Raw genomic sequence first — 19,295 nt, forward strand, 5'->3', positions numbered from 1 at the left:
ACTTCCGGGCGTCACCGGCGGAGGCAGGGGTCCACTTCGGACGCCGGTGCGGCGGGCAGCTCGTCGAGGTAGGCCCGCACGTCGGCGGCCCGCTCGTCGCCGAGCTCGTCCAGGACGCGGTGGGCCGCCGCCAGGTGGCCCCGGGCGCGGTCGGTGTCGCCGAGTTCGGCCCGCACCAGCCCCAGGGTGGTCAGGGCGCAGGCTTCGCCGTCCCGGTCGCCGACCTTCCCGCACAGGGCGAGCGCCCGCTCCCCGGTCCAGGACGCCCGTCCGTGCTGGCCGAGCGCCTGGTGCGTCTGGCTGAGGTTGATCAGGTGGCGACCCGCGCTGTAGCGGTTGCCGATCCGCTCGCTGTCCTCGTGGGCGAGCCGGTAGCACTCCAGCGCCTCCTCGAACCGGCCCTGGTCGCGGTAGGTGCTGCCGAGGTAGTCGAGGCTGACGCAGCTGGCGTAGGTGTCGTCGAGGCGCCGGTACACCGCCAGCGCCTGCCGGTGGAACCGCACCGCTTCGCCGAACCGGCCGAGGCTGCGGTGGACCTCGGCGAGCCCGATCGCCGAGACGCCCTCGGCGTAGCCGTTGCCGATCTCCCGGGACACCGAGATCGCCGAGGTGTAGCAGGAGATCGCCCGGGAGTCCTCCCGGAGCTGGGTCCAGCCGAAGGCCAGCCCCATCAGCAGCTCGCTCTCCGCCGGCCGGTCGCCGAGGCGCCGCGCCGCCGCCAGCCCGACCTCGTAGGCGGCGATGCCCTCGGCCCAGTGCTGGCGCAGGTCGAAGTAGCCCTCCAGCCGGGTCGGCAACTGCCAGGCGTGGGTCAGCAGGCCGTGCTCCGCGGCGAGGCGGGCGAGGCCGACGAAGTCCGAGCGGTGGCGGTCGCACCAGGCCAGCGCCTCGGTGAGGGAGGAGAAGCCGCGCGGCTCCACGACCGGGTCCGGCGGGGCGAGCGCCTCGCGCGGCCGGGCCGGCTGGATCAGGTGGTCCACCGCCTCGGCGGTGTGCAGGTGGTGGTCGAGCAGGCGGCGCACGGCGGCGCGGACCTCGGCGGGGTCGGCGTCGTGCGCCAGTCCGGAGATGAAGGCGCGCATCAGGTTGTGCAGCTCGTAGCGGCCGGGCGCGGTCTGGCGGAGCAGGTGCGCGTCGACCAGCTCCTCCAGCAGCCGGTCGGCCACCGGGACGCTCAGCCCGGCCAGCGCGGCGGCGGCGCCGACCTCGACGGTGGTACCGGGGTGCAGGCCGAGGGAGACGAGCAGCCACCGCTTGTCCGGTTCCAGCTCGGCGAGGGACAGGGCGAACGTGGCGGCCACGCCGTGCTCGCCCGCGTCGAGCTCGGTCAGCCGCCGCTGCTGGTCGCTGAGCCGCTCGTGCAGGTGCGCGAGCTGCCAGGAAGGGCGGTCGCGGAACCGGACCGCGGCGATCCGGAGCGCCAGCGGCAACCTGCCGCACAGCTCCACGACCTCGCCGAGCAGCGCCTCCGCACCGTCCGGCAGCGGGCGCGGGGAGCTGATCCGGCGGAACACGTCGACCGCCTGGTGCGGCGGCAGGACGTCCAGGGACAGCGGGTGCGCCTGGTGCAGCCCGGTGAGGCGGCGGCGGCTGGTGATCAGCGCCCGGCTGCGGCCCGCGCCCGGCAGCAGCGGCCGGACCTGCGCCTCGCTGTGCGCGTTGTCCAGCACCACCAGCATCCTGCGGTGGGCCAGCAGCGAGCGGTGCAGGGCGGCGCGGTCCTCGGTGGCCGGGGGGATGTCGCGGCTCGGCACGCCCAGGGCCCGCAGCATCCGGTCCAGGGCCTCGTGCGGGTCGAGCGGCTCGACCCCGTGGGTGTGCCCGTGCAGGTCGAGGAAGAGCTGCCCGTCCGGGTAGTCCGGGGCGAGCCGGTGCGCGGCGTGCACGACGAGGGTGGTCTTGCCGACCCCGGCCATGCCGTCGACCGCGATGATCGGCCTGCGGTCCGGGGCTGATCCGCCGGCCGGGGGCACGCCGTCGAGGAGCGCGGCGATCTCGGCGGCCCGACCGCAGAAGACGGGCACGTCGACCGGCAGTTGGGCGGGCGGCCCCGCGGCGCGCTCCGGCGCGGGGCGCGAAGCCGGGGGCAGCCCGGTCGGCGGGCGCAGGCCGATCCCGCGCAGCCCGGCCGTCCCGGTGATGCGGGCCAGCGCCGCGGGCGATCGCGCGTCCGCGGTCGGCCGGGGTACCGGGACGGCCGGGTCCACCGGATCGTCCCCGGCCAGCAGCCGCTGGTGCAGCTCGCGCAGCTCGGTGCCGGGCTCGACGCCGAGTTCGTCGATCAGCCGGGAACGGGTCCGGCGGAACACGGCGAGCGCCTCGGTGCGCTGCCCGGAGCGGTGCAGGGCCAGCATCAGCAGCCCGGCCAGGCGTTCCCACAACGGGTTGCGCAGCAGCAGCGCGTGCAGCTCGGGCAGCAGTTCGGCGTGCTGGCCGAGGGCGAGCCGGGCCCGCAGGTACTGCTCGCGGATCCGTTCCCGGTGCGCTTCCAGGCGGGCCACTTCGGCGGCCAGCAGCGGGCCCGGCGACACGTCCTCCAGCGCCCGCCCGCGCCAGACCTCCAGCGCGCGTGCGAAGTGGCGGCAGGCGGCGGAGCGGTCCGGGGCCTGTTCCCCGCGGTCGGCGAGCGAGGTGAACGCCGCCACGTCGAGCTCGCCCGGCAGCACGGTCACCAGGTGCCCGCCCCGCAGCGTGCGCAGCCGGGACTCGGGTTCCCCGGGGATGCGCAGGATCCGGCGCAACCGGGCCAGGTAGGTCCGCAGGTTCGACTCGGCGGAGCTGGGCAGGTCGGACCAGACGAGTTCGAGCAGCTGCTGGGTGCGCACCTCCTCGTTGGCGTGCAGCAGCAGGGCCGCCAGCACCGCGCGCTGCCTCGGTCCGCCCAGCGGTCGCGGCTGCCCGCGCAGGTGGACGGCCACCGGCCCCAGCAACCGGAATTCCACCGCATGACCGCACGAACCTCCCCGGCGCAGGTCCATCGTGCCTCCCCCAGCACATGCTTTTTTCCCGACTGTACGCGGGACGTGTGCGGCTTCATATGCGCTCGCCCGGTGACACTGATCGTGGTCCCTACCACCACGTCCGGAAGGGTGCTGCCGATGGATCGTCAGAGCTGCGGGGAATCCGCGCGCATTCCCGACGGCCCCGACGACGAGCCCGACGTGCCCTCGCCGTGGCGCTCCTACCAGGCGGGCGCCGCCGCCGTGGAAGTCGTGCCGGTGGACCGGTTGCGGCTCGGTGATTCCCCCCGGACGGGTGGTGTCAGCGACGAGCACGTCCGGGCGCTGGCGAAGCTGGAATTCCCGCTGCCGCCGATCATCGTGCACCGCCCGACGATGCGGGTGATCGACGGCGCGCACCGGTTGCGCGCCGCCGAACTGGGCGCGGGCGGGCACATCGAGGCGCGGTTCTTCGACGGCGACTCCGACGACGCCTTCGTGCTCGCCGTCGAGGCGAACACGGCGAACGGGCTGCCGCTGTCGCTGGCCGACCGCAAGGCGGCCGCCGCCCGCATCATCCGCACCCACCCCGACCGGTCCGACCGGTGGATCGCGCTGGTCAGCGGACTGGCCGCCACCACGGTCGGGGCGCTGCGCCGGCGTTCGAGTGTCGCGGACGCGCGGTCGAACGCCCGGATGGGCCGGGACGGCAGGCTGCGCCCGCTCGACAGCTCCGCAGGGCGGCGCCTGGCGGGGGAGCTCATGCGCGCCGACCCGGGCAGGTCGCTGCGCGACATCGCGCGGACCGTCGGCATCGCACCGTCGACGGTGCTCGACGTGCGCAACCGGATCAGCGCGGGGCAGGACCCGGCGCCGGCGCGCCGGGACGGCGGGCCGGACCACCGGGCGGCGCGGTCCCGGAGTCCGCTCCCCGGCGAACCGGAGCAGGACCCGGCCGCGATCATGCGCACCCTCCGGCGCGATCCGTCGCTGCGGTTCAGCGAAGCGGGCCGCGCGCTGCTCCGCTGGCTCGACTCGCACCTGGTCCCGGACGGCGCCGCCGCGCCGCCGGTCGTCGGCCTCCCGGCGCACTGCCTGAGCACGATCGCCGCGCTGGCCCGGCACAACGCGCGGTTCTGGGCGGAGTTCGGCGAGCAGGTCGACGGCCTCGACCGGGACGGGTGCCCGGTCGACCAGGCCCGATAGCCGAGCGGGCACCCGGCACCCGGACCTAGGGGGACACCCGACATGGAGTGCACGGACGGCGTCCGGCCGGTGCTGGTCACCGGCGGATGCGGATTCATCGGCGCCCACCTGGCGGGCGATCTGGCGCGCCGGGGGCACCGGGTCGTCGTCGTCGACCGGGCGGCCGGGACGGACCCGGTCGTCGAGTCGGTGCGGGTGGACATCACCCGCTTCGACGACTGCCTGGAGGTCATCAAGGAGGTGGACCCGCTGGTCGTGTTCCACCTGGCGGCCTCGTCGACCATCGACTCGGCGTTCGGCGACCCGCACGGCTCCCTCACGTGCAACGTCGGCGGGACGCTCAACGTGCTCGAAGCCGCCCGCACCGCCTGCACCGCCCTGTCCCGGTTCGTGCTGACCTCGACCGACAAGGTCTACGGCGAGCTGGTCGGCGACGCCTACGTGGAGGGCTCGGCGCTGGACGCGCGGGGCGTCTACGACGTCGGCAAGATGTCGGCGGACACCCTGGTCCGGCTCTACGGCTCCGAGTACGGGCTGCCGGTCTCGACGCTGCGGTTGTGCAACGTCGTCGGCCCGGGCGACCGCAACACCGGCTCGCGGATCGTGCCGCGGACGCTGAGCCGCCTCTTCGACCCGGGCGGACCGCTGCCGCCGGTGATCTACGCGGGCTCGATGTCCCACGGCCGGGACTACGTCTACGTGACCGACGTGGTCCGCGCGCTGCGGACCGTCGCCGCCGACCCGAGGGCCCGCGGCGAGGTCTTCAACATGTGCCCCGCGGCGCACCGCACGACGCTGGAACTGGTGGCGGAGCTGATCGAGCGAGCCGCGGCGGCCTGCGCCCCGCACGACCCCGGTCGCGCGGCGGCGATTCGCCGGAACGGGTACGAGATCGTCGCCGAAAGGGGAATGCCCCGCGCCCTGCGGCGGCAGCACTGCGACGACGCGAAACTGCGCGCGCTCGGATTCCGGAATTCGGTGTCGATGGCCGAGGCGCTGCGCCTGACGATCGATTCCTCGCTCGGTGCTCGAGTGCTGTTCTGAACCGCTTGCGGAGGGGGTGGGCCGGGTCTAACGTCCAGGACGAGGTCATCGCCGGTCGGGCGGAAAACCGGCCGGTATCAACGGAAACCCTGTTCGAGTTCGGGTCCGGCCGCGCGGCTCGCGACGGCATCGGAGATTCCACGGAAACGCTGTTCCACGGGTCGGCGCCGGAATGCGGGAATTCCCGCACCGCGCGGGAATTCCCGCACCGGTGGCCGACCGCGTCGACATGACGAGCAAGCCCGCACAGCCGCGAGAAGGGAAGGCGGACCAGTGGACGCCGAACAGCTCCGCGTCCGGGCCGAGAAGGCCGCGGAACGCGCGATCACCAACCTCTACGACCGGCAGCGCGAGGACGGCTCCTGGGTCGACCGGCTGTCCTCCTCGGCGATCGCGACCGCGCTGGGCGCGCTGTCGCTGCACCGCGCCGACCCGGTCGGCTACCGGGACCGGGTCGACGGCGCGGTGCGGTGGCTGCGCGCCCACCAGCGCGAGGACGGCGGCTGGGCGATGGCCGACGCGGAGTGGCCGAGCAGCCCGGGCATGACCGCCTTCGGGCTCGCCGCGCTGCACGAGATCGATCCGGACGCCTCGCACGGTGCCATCACCCGGGCCCGGACCTTCATCGACGACAACGACGGGATGAACGTCATCCCCGGGCTCACCGGCGAGGCCCCCAAGACCTGGCCCGCGGCGCTGCCGACGATCTGGGCGCTGACCGGGCTGCGGGACTTCGACCAGCAGCCCGACATGCCGGTCGAGGCGGTGCTGGTGCCCCGCCGCTGGCGCAACAAGGTCTCCATCGCGCTCCCGGCGATCCTCGGCCTGGGCGTGATGCAGAGCCGCACCCTGCCGCGCGGCCCGCTGCGCCGGGTGCTGGGCCGCCTCGCCGAGCCCCGGGCGCTGGACTGGCTCCGGGAGGTCTCCGGCACCAACGGCGGCATCGAGGAGTGCCCGATGATCGCCGGGTTCGTCTACCTGGCGCTGCGGCGGGCGGGGGTCGGCAAGGACCTGGAGCTCGCGTCCCTGCACTACCTCCTGCAGACCCAGCGCGAGGACGGGTCCTGGGCGATCGACCGGGACCTGGAGATCTCGGTCACCGCGTACTCGATCATGGCGCTCGGCGAGTTCCAGGACGTCGCGAACGAGCCGCTGCTCCAGGGCACCCGGGAGTGGCTGCTGCGCAACCAGTGGAACAAGCCGTTCGCCCAGTACGGGATCCCGCCCGGCGGGTGGGGCTGGGCCAACCCGTCGGGCTGGCCGGAGTCCGAGGACACCGCCGTCGTGCTCGGGGTGCTCGCCGACCTCGGCGTGCCGCGCACCCACCCGGCGGTGCAGCTCGGCATCCAGTGGCTGCTCCGGATGCAGAACCGGGACGGCTCCTGGTCGGAGTGGGTCCGCGACACCCACATCATGAACGACCGGCCCTGCGCCGGGGTCACCGCGCACGTGGTGCTGGCGCTGCGCCGCTGGGGGCTGCCGGATTCGCCGGGCAGCGCGCTGGCCCGGGCGCTGGAGTACCTGCGCGCGCACCAGGACGGCGACGGCTCCATCGCCTCGGTGTGGTTCCGGGACAACACCCACGGCACCAGCCGGCTGCTGGAGGCGTTCGTCGAGACCGCGCGGGGCAGCGCCCCGGCGGCGGAGTCGGCGCGGGCGTGGTTGCTGGCCAACCAGGCCGAGGACGGCGGGTGGCCGCGGCACCACGAGCTCCCGCCGCGGGGCAGCACCGCCGAGGAGACGGCGTGGGCGCTGTTCGCGCTGCTCAAGGCCGGTGCGGACCCGCGGGGTCCGGGTGTGCTGCGGGCCGTGGAGTGGCTGGTGGACCACCAGGACGACCTGGGGACCTGGCGGCCGAGCAACGTCGGCCTGTACTTCGACGACCTCTGCTACACCGACGACCTGATCGCGCACACCTTCGCGCTGCGCGGGCTCGGCCGGTGGCTGCGGACGCTGAACCGCGAGGGGGGAGCGCGGTGAGCCGGGTTCCGCGACGGCGCCGGGGTCCCGGCGCGCTCCCGCCCGGGCCCCGGCTGCCCGCCTGGGTGCAGACCCTGATGTGGTTGCTCGCGCCGGTGAAGTTCGGCGTGTCCTGCATGAACCGCTACGGGCCGCTGTTCACCGCGCGCATCCTCGGCTTCGGCGACGTCGTCTACGTCGGGACGCCGGAGGGCATCCGGCGGATCCTCAAGGACGAGGCGGCGAACTTCGACGCCGCCGCCGCCAACGAGTGCATCGACTTCATCGTCGGCGGCCACTCGCTGCTGATGTCGCACGGCGACGAGCACGCCCGGCGGCGCAAGGTGCTGATGCGACCGCTGCACGGCGGCAACGTCGACGACTACGTGGACGTGATGGTCTCCATCGTCGAGCAGGAGATCCGGCAGTGGAGGGCCGGGTCCCGCGTCCGGCTGATCGACTGCTTCCAGCGGGTCACCCTGGAGGTGATGATCCGCGCCGTCTTCGGCATCACCGACTCGGCGCGGCTGGCCCGGCTGCGGGTGCTGGTGCCCAAGCTGCTCGACGTCAACCCGCTGCTCATCCTGCTGCCCGCGCTCCGGCGCGAGTTCGGCGGGCGCGGGCCGTGGGCGGCGTTCCAGCGGATGCTGCGCGAGGTCGACGGGATCATCTTCGCCGAGATCCGGGAACGCCGGGCCGCCGCCGACCCCGCCGCCGACCCCGCCGCCGACCCCGCCGCGTCCGGCAGCGACGTGATGTCGCTGCTGCTGGCCGAGGGCGCCGACGGTCCCGGCCTGACCGACCAGGAACTGCGCGACCACCTGGTCACCCTGCTCGCCGTCGGCCAGGAGACCACCGCGACGCAGCTCGCGTGGTTCTTCGAGCGGGTGCTGCGCGCCCCGGGCGCGCTCGGGCAGGTCGCCGACGCCGTGGCCCGGGAGGACCGGAAGTACCTCGACGCGGCCATCCACGAGGCGATCCGGGCGCGGCCCACCACGCTGGACCTGGGCCGCCGCTCGGTCGAGCGCTGGGAGGCCGACGGCTACTCCTTCCCGCCCGGCACGATGTTCGCGGTGTCGCTGGGGCTGCTGCACCTGTCCGGCGACCTGCACGCCGAGCCCGAGGTGTACTCCGTCGAGCGGTTCTTCCCGACCGAGCCGCCCAGCGCGCACTTCCTGCCCTTCGGCGGCGGCAGGCACCGGTGCCTGGGGGCGTCGCTGGCGATGGTCGAGATGCGCACCGTGATCAGCACCATCCTGCGCCACGTCCGGCTGGAACCCGCCCGGTCCGAGCCGGAAGGGGTGGCGCCGAAGGGGCCGATGCTGGTGCCCCGGCGCGGCGCGGAGGTCGTCGTCACCCGCAACGAGCTGGTGCGCGGCGCGGTGCCCGCCGCCCCGGGACGGGGGTGAGCGCGGATGCCGACCCGGTCCTTCCCGTTCCCGCCCGCGCCCCGGCTGGACCTCGAACCGGAGTACCGCCGGTTGCAGCAGGAGGAACCGGTGAGCCGGGTCCGCCTGCCCTACGGCGAGGAGGCGTGGCTGGTCACCCGGCACGCCGACGTCCGCACCGTGCTCACCGACCCGCGGTTCTCCCGCGCCGCCGCGGTGGGGCGCGACGTCCCCCGGGTCGCCGCGGCGGACTTCAGCGCCGGGATCGTCGCGATGGACCCGCCCGAGCACACCCGGGTCCGCTCGGTGTGCCGCACCGCGTTCACCGCCCGGACGGTGGCCCGGCTGCGCGCCCGCGCCACCGGCATCGCCACCGAGCTGGCCGGCGACGCGCTCGCGGCGGGGACCTTCGACGCCGTCGAGGACTTCGCCCTGCCGTTCACCCTCAAGATGATCTGCGAACTGCTGGGCGTGCCGTTCGCGGACCGGGAGCACTTCCGGCACTGGGCCGAGGCGGGGCTGGCGGCCACCGCGATCTCCGAGGAGGAGCGGTGGAGCGCCACCGCCGCCATGTGGGACTACATCGCCGCGCTGGTGGCCGAGCGCGAGCGGCGGCCCCGCGAGGACCTGATCTCGGCCATGCTCACCGCGCGCGGCACCGTCAGCCACGACGAGCTGGTCATGCTGGTCATGACGATCCTCGTCGCCGGGCACGAGACCACCTCCACCCAACTGCCCAACTTCCTCTACGTGCTGCTGGCCGACCGCGACCGGTTCGCGGACCTGGTCGCCGACCCGGCGCTGATCCCGACGGCGGTCGAGGAGCTGATGCGGTACGTGCCGCTGGAATCCGGCGGCACCTCACCGCGCTACGCCACGGCCGACGTGGCGCTGAGCGGGGTGCTGGTCGAGGCCGGGTCGCCGGTGGTGCCCGCCTCGGTGATCGCCAACCGCGACCCGGCGGTCTTCGCCGACCCGGACCGGCTGGACCTCGGCCGCGACCCCAACCCGCACCTGGGTTTCGGCCTCGGCGCGCACTTCTGCCTCGGCGCCCCGCTGGCCCGGCTGGAGCTGCGGGTGGCGCTGGAGGTCCTGACCTCGGTCGCGCCGGACCTGCGGCTGGTCGGGGAGTCCGGCATCGACTGGAAGACCGGGATGCTCGTGCGCGGTCCCTCCCGGCTGACGTTGACCGCCTGAGCGCATCCGCCGAACGGAGGACGACCATGACAGCGCAGGAGCCCCCCGCGGACGCCGTGACCTCCCGCGAGCCACCGCCGGTGGAACGCTTCCGCCCGGCCGACATCGACGCGCGCGACTGGCGCGAGCTGCGCGCGTCCTGCCCGGTCTCGCGCACCACTGCGCCGGACGGCACCGGCGTCTGGCTGGTGAGCCGGTACCGCGACATCCGCAAGGTGCTGGGCGGGCAGGTGTTCAGCGTGTCGCCGATCGACCTGGAGCGGGGCGGCGGCACCGAGGAGGCCAACGAGTCGATCTTCCAGGACCCGCCGGAGCACACCCGGCTGCGCGGCCTGGTGGCCGGTCCGTTCGCGGTCGGCCACGTGGGCCGCTACCGCGAGGTGATCCGGGCCACCGCCGACCGGTTGCTGGTGCCGATGGCCGCGGCCACCGGCCCGGTCGACGTGATGGCCGACTTCGCCAAGCCGCTGACGATGAACGTCATCTCCGAGGTCGTCGGCGTGCCCGAACCCGACCGGGCGATGTTCCAGCGGCTCTCCGACCAGCTCCTCGTCCCGCTCTCCGAGGCGCAGGGCGTGGTGGCCCGGCAGGGTTGGAAGCAGCTCAACGACTACGTGCGGGACCTCATCGCCCAGCGCCGCCGCGGCACCGGTCCGGCGGGCGAGGACCTGCTCGCGCACATGATCCGGGCGCAGCAGGAGGACGGCACCGTCGACGACGTCGAGCTGGCCACCATGGTGCTCGGGCTGCCGGTGGCCGGTTACGTCAGCACGGCCAACGCGATCGCCGTCGCGATGCGCTACCTGCTGGAGTTCGGGTGGCTGCGCGCGCTGCGCACCGCACCGGACGGCGCGGAGCTGCGCAAGGGCTTCGTCGAGGAGGTCCTGCGCATCCAGTCCGGCGACAACGGCGAGTCGATGCCGCGGTTCGCCGCCGAGGACGTCGAGCTGGGCGCGGCCCTGATCCGCAAGGGCGACGTGGTGGTGGCGCCGCTGATCGCCGCCAACCGCGACGACTCGCTGTTCGCCGACCCCGACACCTTCGACCCGCGGCGGCCCGGCGTGGTCCGGCACCTGGCGTTCGGCTTCGGCATCCACCGGTGCCTGGGCGCGAACCTGGCGCGGCTGGAGCTGCAGGTCGCCGTGGACGCCCTGGTCGAGTGCGGCGCGGACTTCGCGATGCTGGAGGACTGGAAAGCGGTGCCGTGGAAGGTGAACATGCTCGGCGACCGGTTCCCGGAGCGGATGCCGGTGCGCCCGGTCGCGGGCGGGGCCGCGTGATGGGCGCCCGCGTGCTGTTCGCCGCCACCCCCGCGTGGGGGCACGTCTACCCGGTCCTGGCCGGGCTGGCCGAGCTGCGCCGCCGCGGTCACCGGGTGCGCTGCCTGGCCTCGCGCAGCTTCGCGCCCGAGGTGGGCGGCGTCGTCGACGTGGTCGGCTACGACTCCCCGATGGACGGGGCGGGCGCGGAACTGTCCGACATGGCGGGCGTCCTGCCGCTCATGCTGGCCGAGGCGCGCGCGGCGCACGCGGCGCTGGACCGGGCCGTCCGGGAGGAGCGGCCGGACGTGGTCGTCGCCGACGTGCTGTCGATGGCAGGGTGGCTGCTCGGGCGGGCCCACGACCTCCCGGTGGTCCGCACCTGGCCGGTGTTCGCCTCCAACGCCGAGTTCTCGCTGCACCAGGACTACGGGTCGCGGTCGGACACCGACGAGTCGATGGCGCGCTTCTTCGCCGACGCCACCGGGTTCCTGGACGAGATCGGGCTGTCCGCCGAGGTCTCGCCGGAGCAGCTCTTCGACAACGCGGCCGACCGCGACATCGTGCTGTTCCCGCGGGCCTTGCAGCCGAAGGGCGAGACGTTCGGCCCCCGGTTCACCTTCATCACCCCGTGCATCCGGCCCGCCGAGCGCTCGCCCGAGCTGGCGTGGCTGCGCCGGTCGAAGCCGCTGGCCGTGGTCTCGCTCGGCACGGTGTTCAACGAGAACCTCGGGTTCTTCCGCACCTGCGTCGGCGGGGTGCGGCGCCTCGGCTGGCACTGCGCCGCGGCGCTGGGCGACAAGGTCGCGCCGCACGAGGTCGGACCGGTCTCCGAGCGGGTGCTGCTGCGCGCCCGGCTGCCGATGCTCGACGCCCTCGCCCACGCCTCCGCCGCGGTCTCGCACGGCGGCCTGACCAGCACCATCGAGGCGCTCGCGCAGGGCGTGCCGGTGCTGGTCGCACCGCAGATCGGCGAGCAGCGGGCCGTCGCCGACAGCGTGGAGCGGCTCGGGCTGGGCGTCCGGCTGCGCGAACCCTTCACCGCAGGCGATCTGGCCGACCTGCTCCAGCGGGTCGCCCACGACGCGGGACTGGCCGAGCGGCTGCGGGCGTTCCGGCACGAGCTGCGCCGCGGCCGCAGCGGCGGGGAGTTCGCCGACGCCGTCGAGGTCGTGCTCGACGGCACCACCGAGGGAGAGGGCTGACGTGCGACACCAGCAGAGCGCCGAACCGATCGGGTACCCGTTCGCCCGCGACTCGGCCATCGAGCCCCCGCCGGCGCTGGCGCGGCTGCGGGAGACCGCGCCCATCCGGAAGGTCCGCACCGCCGACGGGGGCGAGGCGTGGCTGGTCACCCGCTACCAGGACGTGCGGGAGCTGCTGGGGCACCCGGCGTTCGGCACGCAGTACCCGGGTTCGATCCCCACCGCCGACGAGGACGACCTCGCCTCCGGGTTCATGTTCCTCAAGGACCCGCCCGACCACACCCGGCTGCGCCGCAGCGTGACCCGGGCCTTCACCGCCCGGCGGATCGCCGGGCTGCGCGAGCACGCGCTGTCGCTGGCCACCGGCCTGGTCGAGGCGATGCTGGCCGAGGGGCCGGTCGCCGACGTGCAGGAGGCGTTCGCCTACCCGCTGCCGATCGCGATCATCTCCGAGCTGCTGGGCATCCCCGCCGCCGAGCGCGGCCGGTTCCGGGGCTGGGCCGACATCGTGCTGCGCTCGGTGGGCGGTGCGCCGGAGGAGGTCGGGCTGGCGTTCCTGGACCTCCAGCGGTTCGTGGTGGACCTGGTCGACGCCAAACCCGACGGCGACGACCTGATCAGCGACCTGGTGCGGCAGCGCGACGAGCCCGACGGGCTGGACCGGGTGGAGGTCGCCTCGATGGCGATGGGCCTGCTGATGGCCGGCTACGTCACCACCGCCTCGGCGATCGGGCACGGGCTGCTCCGGCTGTTCGACCACCCCGAGGTGCTCGACGGGCTGCGCTCCGGCGGGTTGGAGACCGGTCGGGTGGTGGAGGAGCTGCTGCGGCTGCAGGACGAGGAGACCGGCATCCAGCGCATCGCGCAGTCCGATGTGGACCTCTGCGGGGTGCGGATCAGCACCGGCGAGACGGTGATCGCCTCGCGGGTGGGCGCCAACCGGGACCCGGCCGAGTTCGAGCGGCCGGATTCGCTGCGCACCGACGGGGCGCGCAGCCCGCACCTGGCGTTCGGGCACGGCATCCACCACTGCCTCGGCGCCGCGCTGGCCCGGATGGAGCTGACCGTCGCGCTGGACGCGCTGCTGCGGATCCCGGGCCTGCGACCGGCCGATCCGCCGCACGAGGTGCGGTGGCGGTCCGAGGGCATGGACGTCAGCATCGAGCGGCTCCCGGTCACCTGGTGACCCCGGACCGCACCGAGGCCGCGATCGCGGCACCCGAGGAGAAAGGTGATCGGTGACCATGGGCAACACGATTCCCCGCTTGACGCGGCCCTACGACCCGGCGGAGGTGGACGCGGCGTTCCGCGACGAAGGCGCGGTCGTCCTGTCCGGGGCGTACTCCCGCGAGGAGTGCGAGACCTACGTCGAGCAGGTGCGGACCTACCTCGCCGACAACCCGGACGAGAAGGAGTACGCGGACGGATCGCTGCTCGCCCAGTTCCAGGGCGACACCTCGCAGACGATGCACCAGCTCATCGGCACCATCCCGTGCGTGCCGGACATGGTGCTGCACCGGGACATCGTCGACGCCTGCCGCCGGGTGCTGGCCCCGCTGTCGGACACGATGCTGCTGACCATCGCCGAGTACATGGCGCGCAAGCCCGGCGCACCGGTGCAGGAGCTGCACCGGGACACGTTCTCGTGGCAGCACGCGCCGTGCGGGGAGAACCCGGTCGCGATCTCGGTGATGTCGGCGATGAGCGATTTCACCGCCGAGAACGGGGCGACGTGGGTCGTGCCCGGCGCCCACACCGGTCCGCCGACCGCCCCCGCCCCGGACTGGAGCGAGGCGGTGCAGGCCGAGATGGCCCAGGGCGATGCGCTGATGTTCCGGGCCGACCTGTTCCACGCCGGGGGCGCCAACAACAGCGCGTCCGACGTCCGGCACATCCTCTCGTTCGGGTTCCAGGTGGCCTGGCTGCGCCAGGTGGAGAACAGCCTGCTCAGCGTCCCGCCGGAGAAGGTCGTGGAGCTGCCGCCGGAACTCCAGGAGCTGTTGGGCTACTCGCACGAGCTGGTCCTCGGGCTCTACAAGGGCGGTCATCCGAGGAACGCGCTGCAGCAGGTCTGAGCGCCGGTCCGGCCGCGGTCGGCGGGCCGGTCCGCCGACCGCGCTCACCCGGCGGGTTCGTACCGGCCGCGCATCATCCGGCGGGCCAGCGCGGTGACGGCCAGCGACGGGACGCAGACCAGCGCGGCGAGGCCGACCCGCCCGGCGGCGGCGATGAGGAAGGTGCCGAGCACGACCCGCTCCAGCACCAGCACCTCGTGCGCGCGCACGCCCACCGCGCGGGCGATCGGGCGCGGGGCCCGCACGACACCGCGCAGCGAGATCCAGGCCAGCGCGGCGCAACCGGCCAGCGGGAGGTAGTAGGCGAGCGGGTCGATCCGGTCGCCGAAGGCCGGCGGCCAGGCCACCGCGAGCGCGAGCCACCCGACGTGGAAGCCGGTCAACCCGCGGACGGTGGCGTCGTCGCCGTGCAGCACCGGATAGGTGAGGTAGCCGCCGCGGCGATCGCCGTCGCGGTCGCACAGCGCACCGAGGAGGTTCGAACCGGAATCGTGCACCCAGAACATCAGGGCCAGCGGGACCAGCGCGGCGGCGGGCAGCGGCTGGACCGTCATCGAGCCGAAGAGGAACGCCAGCGCGGTGGGCAGGCCGCGGCTGACGTTGCCCCACAGGCCCTTGCCCTTCAGCCACCACGCGTAGGCGATGCCGAAGGCGGTCGCCGGTAGCGCCAGCAGCAGCGCCAGCGGGTTGATCAGCACCGCCAGCAGCCCGCCGGCGCCGATGAGCAGGACCATCAGGTTCCTGGCGGTGGTCGCCGGAATCCGGCCCGACGGAACCGGCCGGTGCGGTTTCACCAGCGCGTCGAGCTCGCGGTCGAAGTAATCGCCGCCGTAGAGCGAGGCGATCCAGGCGAGGGTCGGGACGAGCCAGGCGAACAGGAGTTGGTGCGGACGCGCGGCGGGATCGCTCAGAATCGCGCCGCTCAACCCGACGGCGCCCGCGTAGCAGACGGTGTCGGGGCGGCACGCCTCGACGTGGGCCAGTAGCCGAACCCGAACGGAGGGAACGCTGTGCATGTTCCGGAAGGTAGCAAGGAACGGCATTTCCTCCAGAATTGATCGAACGGCGGTTTTTTCCGCGGAACACGGGAGGAAATTGACATGGTGCGCAGCGCCCACGTGGTCGGTGCCGGGATCGCGGGGCTGGCGACCGCCGCCGCGCTGGCCGGTCAGGGCTGGACCGTCCGGGTCTTCGAGCGCAGCCCCGACCTGCGCGCCACCGGCGGCGGGATCGGCATCACCCCCAACGGGATGCGGGCGCTGGACGCGATCGGCGTCGGCGACGCGGTGCGCGCCCGCGCCGTGGTCCAGCGCGAGGGCGGGGTGCGGGCGCCCGGCGGGCGGTGGATCGCCCGTAGCGAGCTGGGATTCGTCGAGCGCCGCTACGGCGAGTCGATCCGCGCGCTGCCCCGCCTGGAGCTGGTCCGCGCGCTGGCCGAGGCGGTGGGGCCCGGCGCGATCCGCTACGGCTCCGGCGCCGAACCGGTGGATCCCGGCGGCGCGGACCGGCCGGCCGCGATCCGGGTCGACGGCGCGCTGCTGGAATCGGACCTGGTCGTCGCGGCCGACGGCATCCGCTCCGCGGCCCGCCGCGCGATGCACCCGCGGCACCCCGGCCTCCGCGCCACCGGCTCGGTGAGCTGGCGCTGCGTGGTCCCCGCCGACGGGCTCGCGCCGGTCGCCGCCGAGACCTGGGGCCCGGGGCTGCGGCTGTCGATCCTGCCGCTGCCGGACGGGCGGGTGCACTTCTCGGCGCTGGCCAGGACCACCGGCGGGCGCCGCCCGGTGCGCACCGGCGCCGGGCCCGGACCGCTGTTCGGGCACTGGCACGACCCGATCCCGCAGCTCCTGGCGCGCGCCGCGGCGGAACCGCTGTTCTTCGACGAGATCGAGGAGATCGCCGTCCCGGTCGAGGGGTTCGCCGACGGCCGCGCGGTCCTGGTCGGCGACGCGGCGCACCCGATGACGCCGAACGTGGGCTCGGCGAACCTGGCGCTGGAGGACGCCGTCGAGCTCGCGCACGCGATCGGCCGGGCCGGGTCCTGGGAGCGGCTGCGGGCGGGGCTCGCGGTCTACGACGGGAGCCGCCGGGCCCGGACGTCCCGGCTCGGCGCGCTGTCGCGCTGGATGGGCCGGTTCGCCGAGCTGTCGTCCCCGGTGGCGGTGGCGGCGCGCAACGCCGGGGTGTGGATCGGCGGCTTCCTCCCCGAGGCGGTGTCCCGGCGTTCCATGGACGCCATGGTGCGGTGGTCCCCGCCGCCCGTCCGGTGACGCGTTCGTCCGCGTTTCGTTGCGCCCTTTTCCGGCCGCTGTTTGAATGGGAATCGCTCGAGCTGGGGTTGTTCTTCCTTTCCTTTTCCCGGTGGCCGGCTGCCGCCGGAAACTTCCGACGTGAAGATGGGACAGCATGGAAGCACGGGATTTCGAGCTCCTGATCGGCCGGAACATCATCGATCGCTACCATTCGGACGACGATCGCCCGGATGTGTTCGAGCTGCTCGGCCGGAAGTGGGATCTGCTCGACGGGGTGTGGCCGCCCGCCTATTCGCCGGGCGGGGAGTTGTACGCCGACCGGATTCCTTTCGCCCGGATGTCGGCATTCCTGGAAATGGGCTGCGGGACGGGCATCATGTCCGTGCTCGCCGCCCTGGCGGGCACCGAGCGCGTGCTCGGGCTGGACCTCAACCCGGCGGCGGTGCGCAACACCGAGCTCAACGCCGCGCGGCACGGCGTCGCCGACCGGGTCACCGCGCGGGAGAGCGATCTGTACTCGGCCGTCCGGCCGGGGGAGCGGTTCGACGGCATCTACTGGAACCCGCCGTTCCTCAACGCCCCGGCCGAGGTCGTCGACTCGTCGCTGTGGGACGAGACGATGTTCGACCCGGATTACGCGAAGCTGCGCCGGTTCCTGGCCGAGGGCCGGGAGCTGCTGCACCCCGGCGGCCGGGTCTACCTGTGGTTCGGCGAGGCGATGGGGAACCCGACGCTGATCGCGGACCTGGCCGCCGAATTCGGCTACGTCCTGGGCGTTCTCACGGAGGTGCGGATGTCGGAGATCCCCGACGCGCTCGCCGAGGCGTTCCCCGGCGAGCTGATCGGCGGCGGGGCCGAGGGGTTCGCCGAGTGGCACCTGCACCTGCTGGAGCTGGCCCCGACCGCGAACGGGGGCCGCGCGGCATGACCGAGATGCTCCGGCGAGCGGCCAAGATCGCCGACGAGGTGCTGCTGCCCGCCGCCGACGAGGTGGACCGCACCGGGACGATCCCGGGCGGTCACTTCCGGCGGCTCGCCGAGGACGGCTTCTACGGCCTGGTGGCCCCGCCCGAGTTCGGCGGCCCCGGGGTGGAGTTCACCGAGTTCCTCCAGGTGATCGAGACGCTGGCGAGCGCCTGCCTGACCACGACCTTCACCTGGCTCCAGCACCACGGCGTGGTGATGGGCCTGGCGACGACGCCGAACACCGCGCTGCGCGACCGGTTCCTGGCCCGCGCCGCCGGCGGGGAGCTGCGCGGCGGCGGGGCGTTCTCCGGCGTCCTGCCGGTGCCGCCCCGGCTGCGGGCGGCCCGTGCCGACGGCGGCTGGTCGCTCACCGGCGAGGTCCCCCTGGTCAGCGGCTGGGGGCTGGTCGACGTGCTGCACGTCTCGGCGCTGCACGAGGAGACCGGGGAGGTGGTCAACGGGCTCGTCGCCGCCGAACGCGGTCCCGGAGTCGCCGCCGTCCACGAGCTCGACCTGGTGGCGGCGCAGGCCAGCAGCACCGTGCGGCTGGTCTTCGACGGCTTGGTGCTGCCCGACGAGCGGGTGACCTCGGTCGTCGACCGCGCCGAGTTCCTCGACGGCCTGGCGCTGGGCGTGCGCGTCGACGGCGCGCTGCCGCTGGGCCTGGTGCAGCGGGCGGCAACGGCGGTGGAGACCGCGGGCAGGCCGGAGGTGGCCGACCGGTTGCGCGCCGAGGCCGGGGCGCTGCGCGCCCGGTTCGACGCGGCGCTGGGCGAACCGGCGAGCCTGCCCGGCCTGCGCGCCGAGTGCTCGGAGCTCGCGCTGCGGGCCGGCGGCGCCTGCGTGGTCGCCGCGGGCGGCGGTGGCCTGCTGCGCGACCACCCGGCGCAGCGGCTCGCGCGCGAGTCGCTGTTCACCCTCGTGGTGGCCAGCCGCCCGCAGGTGAAGGCGGCGCTGCTGGGACTGCTGGACGCACCGGGAGGCCGCCGATGAACCGGGCGCCCTGCGCGGACGGCCACCTCGCCTACGACGACCTCGGCGACGGCCCACCGGTCGTGCTGCTGCACGACGGCACCCTCGACCGCCGGGTGTGGCGGCGGCAGCTCGCCGCGTTCGACGGCTACCGCCTGCTCAACCTCGACGCCCGCAGCCACGGCGAGTCCTCGACGCCGACGACCGAGTACCGGCGCGGCGACGACGTCACGGCGTTGCTGGACCACCTCGGGCTGGACTCGGCCTTCCTGGTCGGGCAGTCGATGGGCGGCACCAGCGCCCTGGACGTGGCGCTGGACCACCCGGAGCGCGTCGACGGCCTGGTGATCAGCGGGTGCGGGACCTCCGAGCAGCACTGGCGCGGCGAGTTCGTGGTGGGCCTGCTCGAGCGCCAGGCGCGGTGCGTCGCCGAGCGGGACACCGAGGGCTACGTCGAGTGCTTCCTCGACCTGTGGGTCGACGGCCCGCACCGCGATCCGCACGAGGTCGACCCGGCGATCCGGGCGGAGTGCCGCGCGATGGCGATGCACACCGCCACCCGGCACGCCCGGCCGGACCCGGTGCTGCCGGGCAAGGCGGCCGACACCTGGGCCCGGTTGCCCGAGGTGTCCGCGCCGCTGCTGGGCATCCTCGGCGAGCTCGACGTCGTCGACGTGCGGGAGATGCTCGAACGGATCACCGCCACCGTCCCGGGCGCGGAGCTCGACGTCGTCGCCGGGGCGGGCCACCTGGTCAACATGGAACGCCCCGACCGGTTCAACGCCTCGGTGCGGCGGTTCCTCGACGGCCTGACCGGTCGGACCTGACGGGAG

15 protein-coding genes are annotated in these 19,295 nt (G+C 74.4%); 13 read left to right on the forward strand and 2 right to left on the reverse strand.

The window, feature by feature from the left end:
* Window positions 1–11 precede the first annotated feature (11 nt).
* The gene (locus ABD976_RS13140) at window positions 12–2,942 is read right to left on the reverse strand and encodes an AfsR/SARP family transcriptional regulator (RefSeq protein ID WP_345362634.1); all 2,931 of its coding nucleotides are present in this window, start codon (window positions 2,940–2,942) and stop codon (window positions 12–14) included.
* A 156-nt stretch (window positions 2,943–3,098) separates the two neighbouring features.
* Between ABD976_RS13140 and ABD976_RS13145 the strand changes: the two genes are divergently transcribed.
* The 9 genes from ABD976_RS13145 to ABD976_RS13185 all read left to right on the forward strand — a co-directional run bounded on the left by ABD976_RS13145 (window position 3,099) and on the right by ABD976_RS13185 (window position 14,272).
* Window positions 3,099–4,145, forward strand: a complete 1,047-nt coding sequence (locus tag ABD976_RS13145) for a ParB/RepB/Spo0J family partition protein (protein WP_345362637.1) — start codon at window positions 3,099–3,101, stop codon at window positions 4,143–4,145.
* 42 nt (window positions 4,146–4,187) lie between these two features.
* Entirely contained in the window at window positions 4,188–5,189 is a 1,002-nt protein-coding gene (locus ABD976_RS13150; protein ID WP_345362640.1) for an NAD-dependent epimerase/dehydratase family protein, read from the forward strand.
* Between the two features lie 273 nt (window positions 5,190–5,462).
* A complete protein-coding gene (locus tag ABD976_RS13155; RefSeq protein WP_345362643.1) occupies window positions 5,463–7,169 on the forward strand; it encodes a prenyltransferase/squalene oxidase repeat-containing protein in 1,707 nt (568 codons plus the stop codon).
* Window positions 7,166–8,557, forward strand: a complete 1,392-nt coding sequence (locus tag ABD976_RS13160) for a cytochrome P450 (RefSeq protein WP_345362646.1) — start codon at window positions 7,166–7,168, stop codon at window positions 8,555–8,557. Before ABD976_RS13155 ends, ABD976_RS13160 begins: the two co-directional genes overlap by 4 nt.
* Window positions 8,558–8,563: 6 nt before the next feature.
* Window positions 8,564–9,733, forward strand: a complete 1,170-nt coding sequence (locus tag ABD976_RS13165; protein WP_345362649.1) for a cytochrome P450 — start codon at window positions 8,564–8,566, stop codon at window positions 9,731–9,733.
* Between the two features lie 26 nt (window positions 9,734–9,759).
* Window positions 9,760–11,013, forward strand: a complete 1,254-nt coding sequence (locus tag ABD976_RS13170) for a cytochrome P450 (RefSeq protein WP_345362652.1) — start codon at window positions 9,760–9,762, stop codon at window positions 11,011–11,013.
* The gene (locus tag ABD976_RS13175) at window positions 11,013–12,197 is read left to right on the forward strand and encodes a nucleotide disphospho-sugar-binding domain-containing protein (protein WP_345362655.1); all 1,185 of its coding nucleotides are present in this window, start codon (window positions 11,013–11,015) and stop codon (window positions 12,195–12,197) included. Before ABD976_RS13170 ends, ABD976_RS13175 begins: the two co-directional genes overlap by 1 nt.
* 1 nt (window position 12,198) lies before the next feature.
* On the forward strand, window positions 12,199–13,383 hold the full coding sequence (locus ABD976_RS13180) for a cytochrome P450 (RefSeq protein ID WP_345362658.1): 1,185 nt from the start codon (window positions 12,199–12,201) through the stop codon (window positions 13,381–13,383).
* Window positions 13,384–13,462: 79 nt separating this feature from the next.
* Window positions 13,463–14,272, forward strand: a complete 810-nt coding sequence (locus ABD976_RS13185; protein ID WP_345362661.1) for a phytanoyl-CoA dioxygenase family protein — start codon at window positions 13,463–13,465, stop codon at window positions 14,270–14,272.
* 44 nt (window positions 14,273–14,316) lie between these two features.
* On the opposite strand, the gene ABD976_RS13190 is transcribed toward ABD976_RS13185, so the two are convergent.
* The gene (locus ABD976_RS13190; RefSeq protein ID WP_345362664.1) at window positions 14,317–15,288 is read right to left on the reverse strand and encodes a UbiA family prenyltransferase; all 972 of its coding nucleotides are present in this window, start codon (window positions 15,286–15,288) and stop codon (window positions 14,317–14,319) included.
* 84 nt (window positions 15,289–15,372) lie between these two features.
* Between ABD976_RS13190 and ABD976_RS13195 the strand changes: the two genes are divergently transcribed.
* The 4 genes from ABD976_RS13195 (at window position 15,373) to ABD976_RS13210 (ending at window position 19,289) form a co-directional block, all read left to right on the forward strand.
* Window positions 15,373–16,542, forward strand: a complete 1,170-nt coding sequence (locus ABD976_RS13195) for an FAD-dependent oxidoreductase (protein ID WP_345362667.1) — start codon at window positions 15,373–15,375, stop codon at window positions 16,540–16,542.
* Window positions 16,543–16,678: 136 nt separating this feature from the next.
* On the forward strand, window positions 16,679–17,452 hold the full coding sequence (locus ABD976_RS13200; RefSeq protein WP_345362670.1) for a methyltransferase: 774 nt from the start codon (window positions 16,679–16,681) through the stop codon (window positions 17,450–17,452).
* Window positions 17,449–18,483, forward strand: a complete 1,035-nt coding sequence (locus tag ABD976_RS13205; protein WP_345362673.1) for an acyl-CoA dehydrogenase family protein — start codon at window positions 17,449–17,451, stop codon at window positions 18,481–18,483. The genes ABD976_RS13200 and ABD976_RS13205 overlap by 4 nt, the downstream gene beginning before the upstream one ends.
* Window positions 18,480–19,289, forward strand: a complete 810-nt coding sequence (locus ABD976_RS13210) for an alpha/beta fold hydrolase (RefSeq protein ID WP_345362676.1) — start codon at window positions 18,480–18,482, stop codon at window positions 19,287–19,289. The genes ABD976_RS13205 and ABD976_RS13210 overlap by 4 nt, the downstream gene beginning before the upstream one ends.
* Window positions 19,290–19,295: the final 6 nt, after the last annotated feature.

It is taken from the genome of Saccharopolyspora cebuensis, from assembly GCF_039542665.1.
Taxonomy (GTDB): Bacteria; Actinomycetota; Actinomycetes; order Mycobacteriales; family Pseudonocardiaceae; genus Saccharopolyspora; species Saccharopolyspora cebuensis.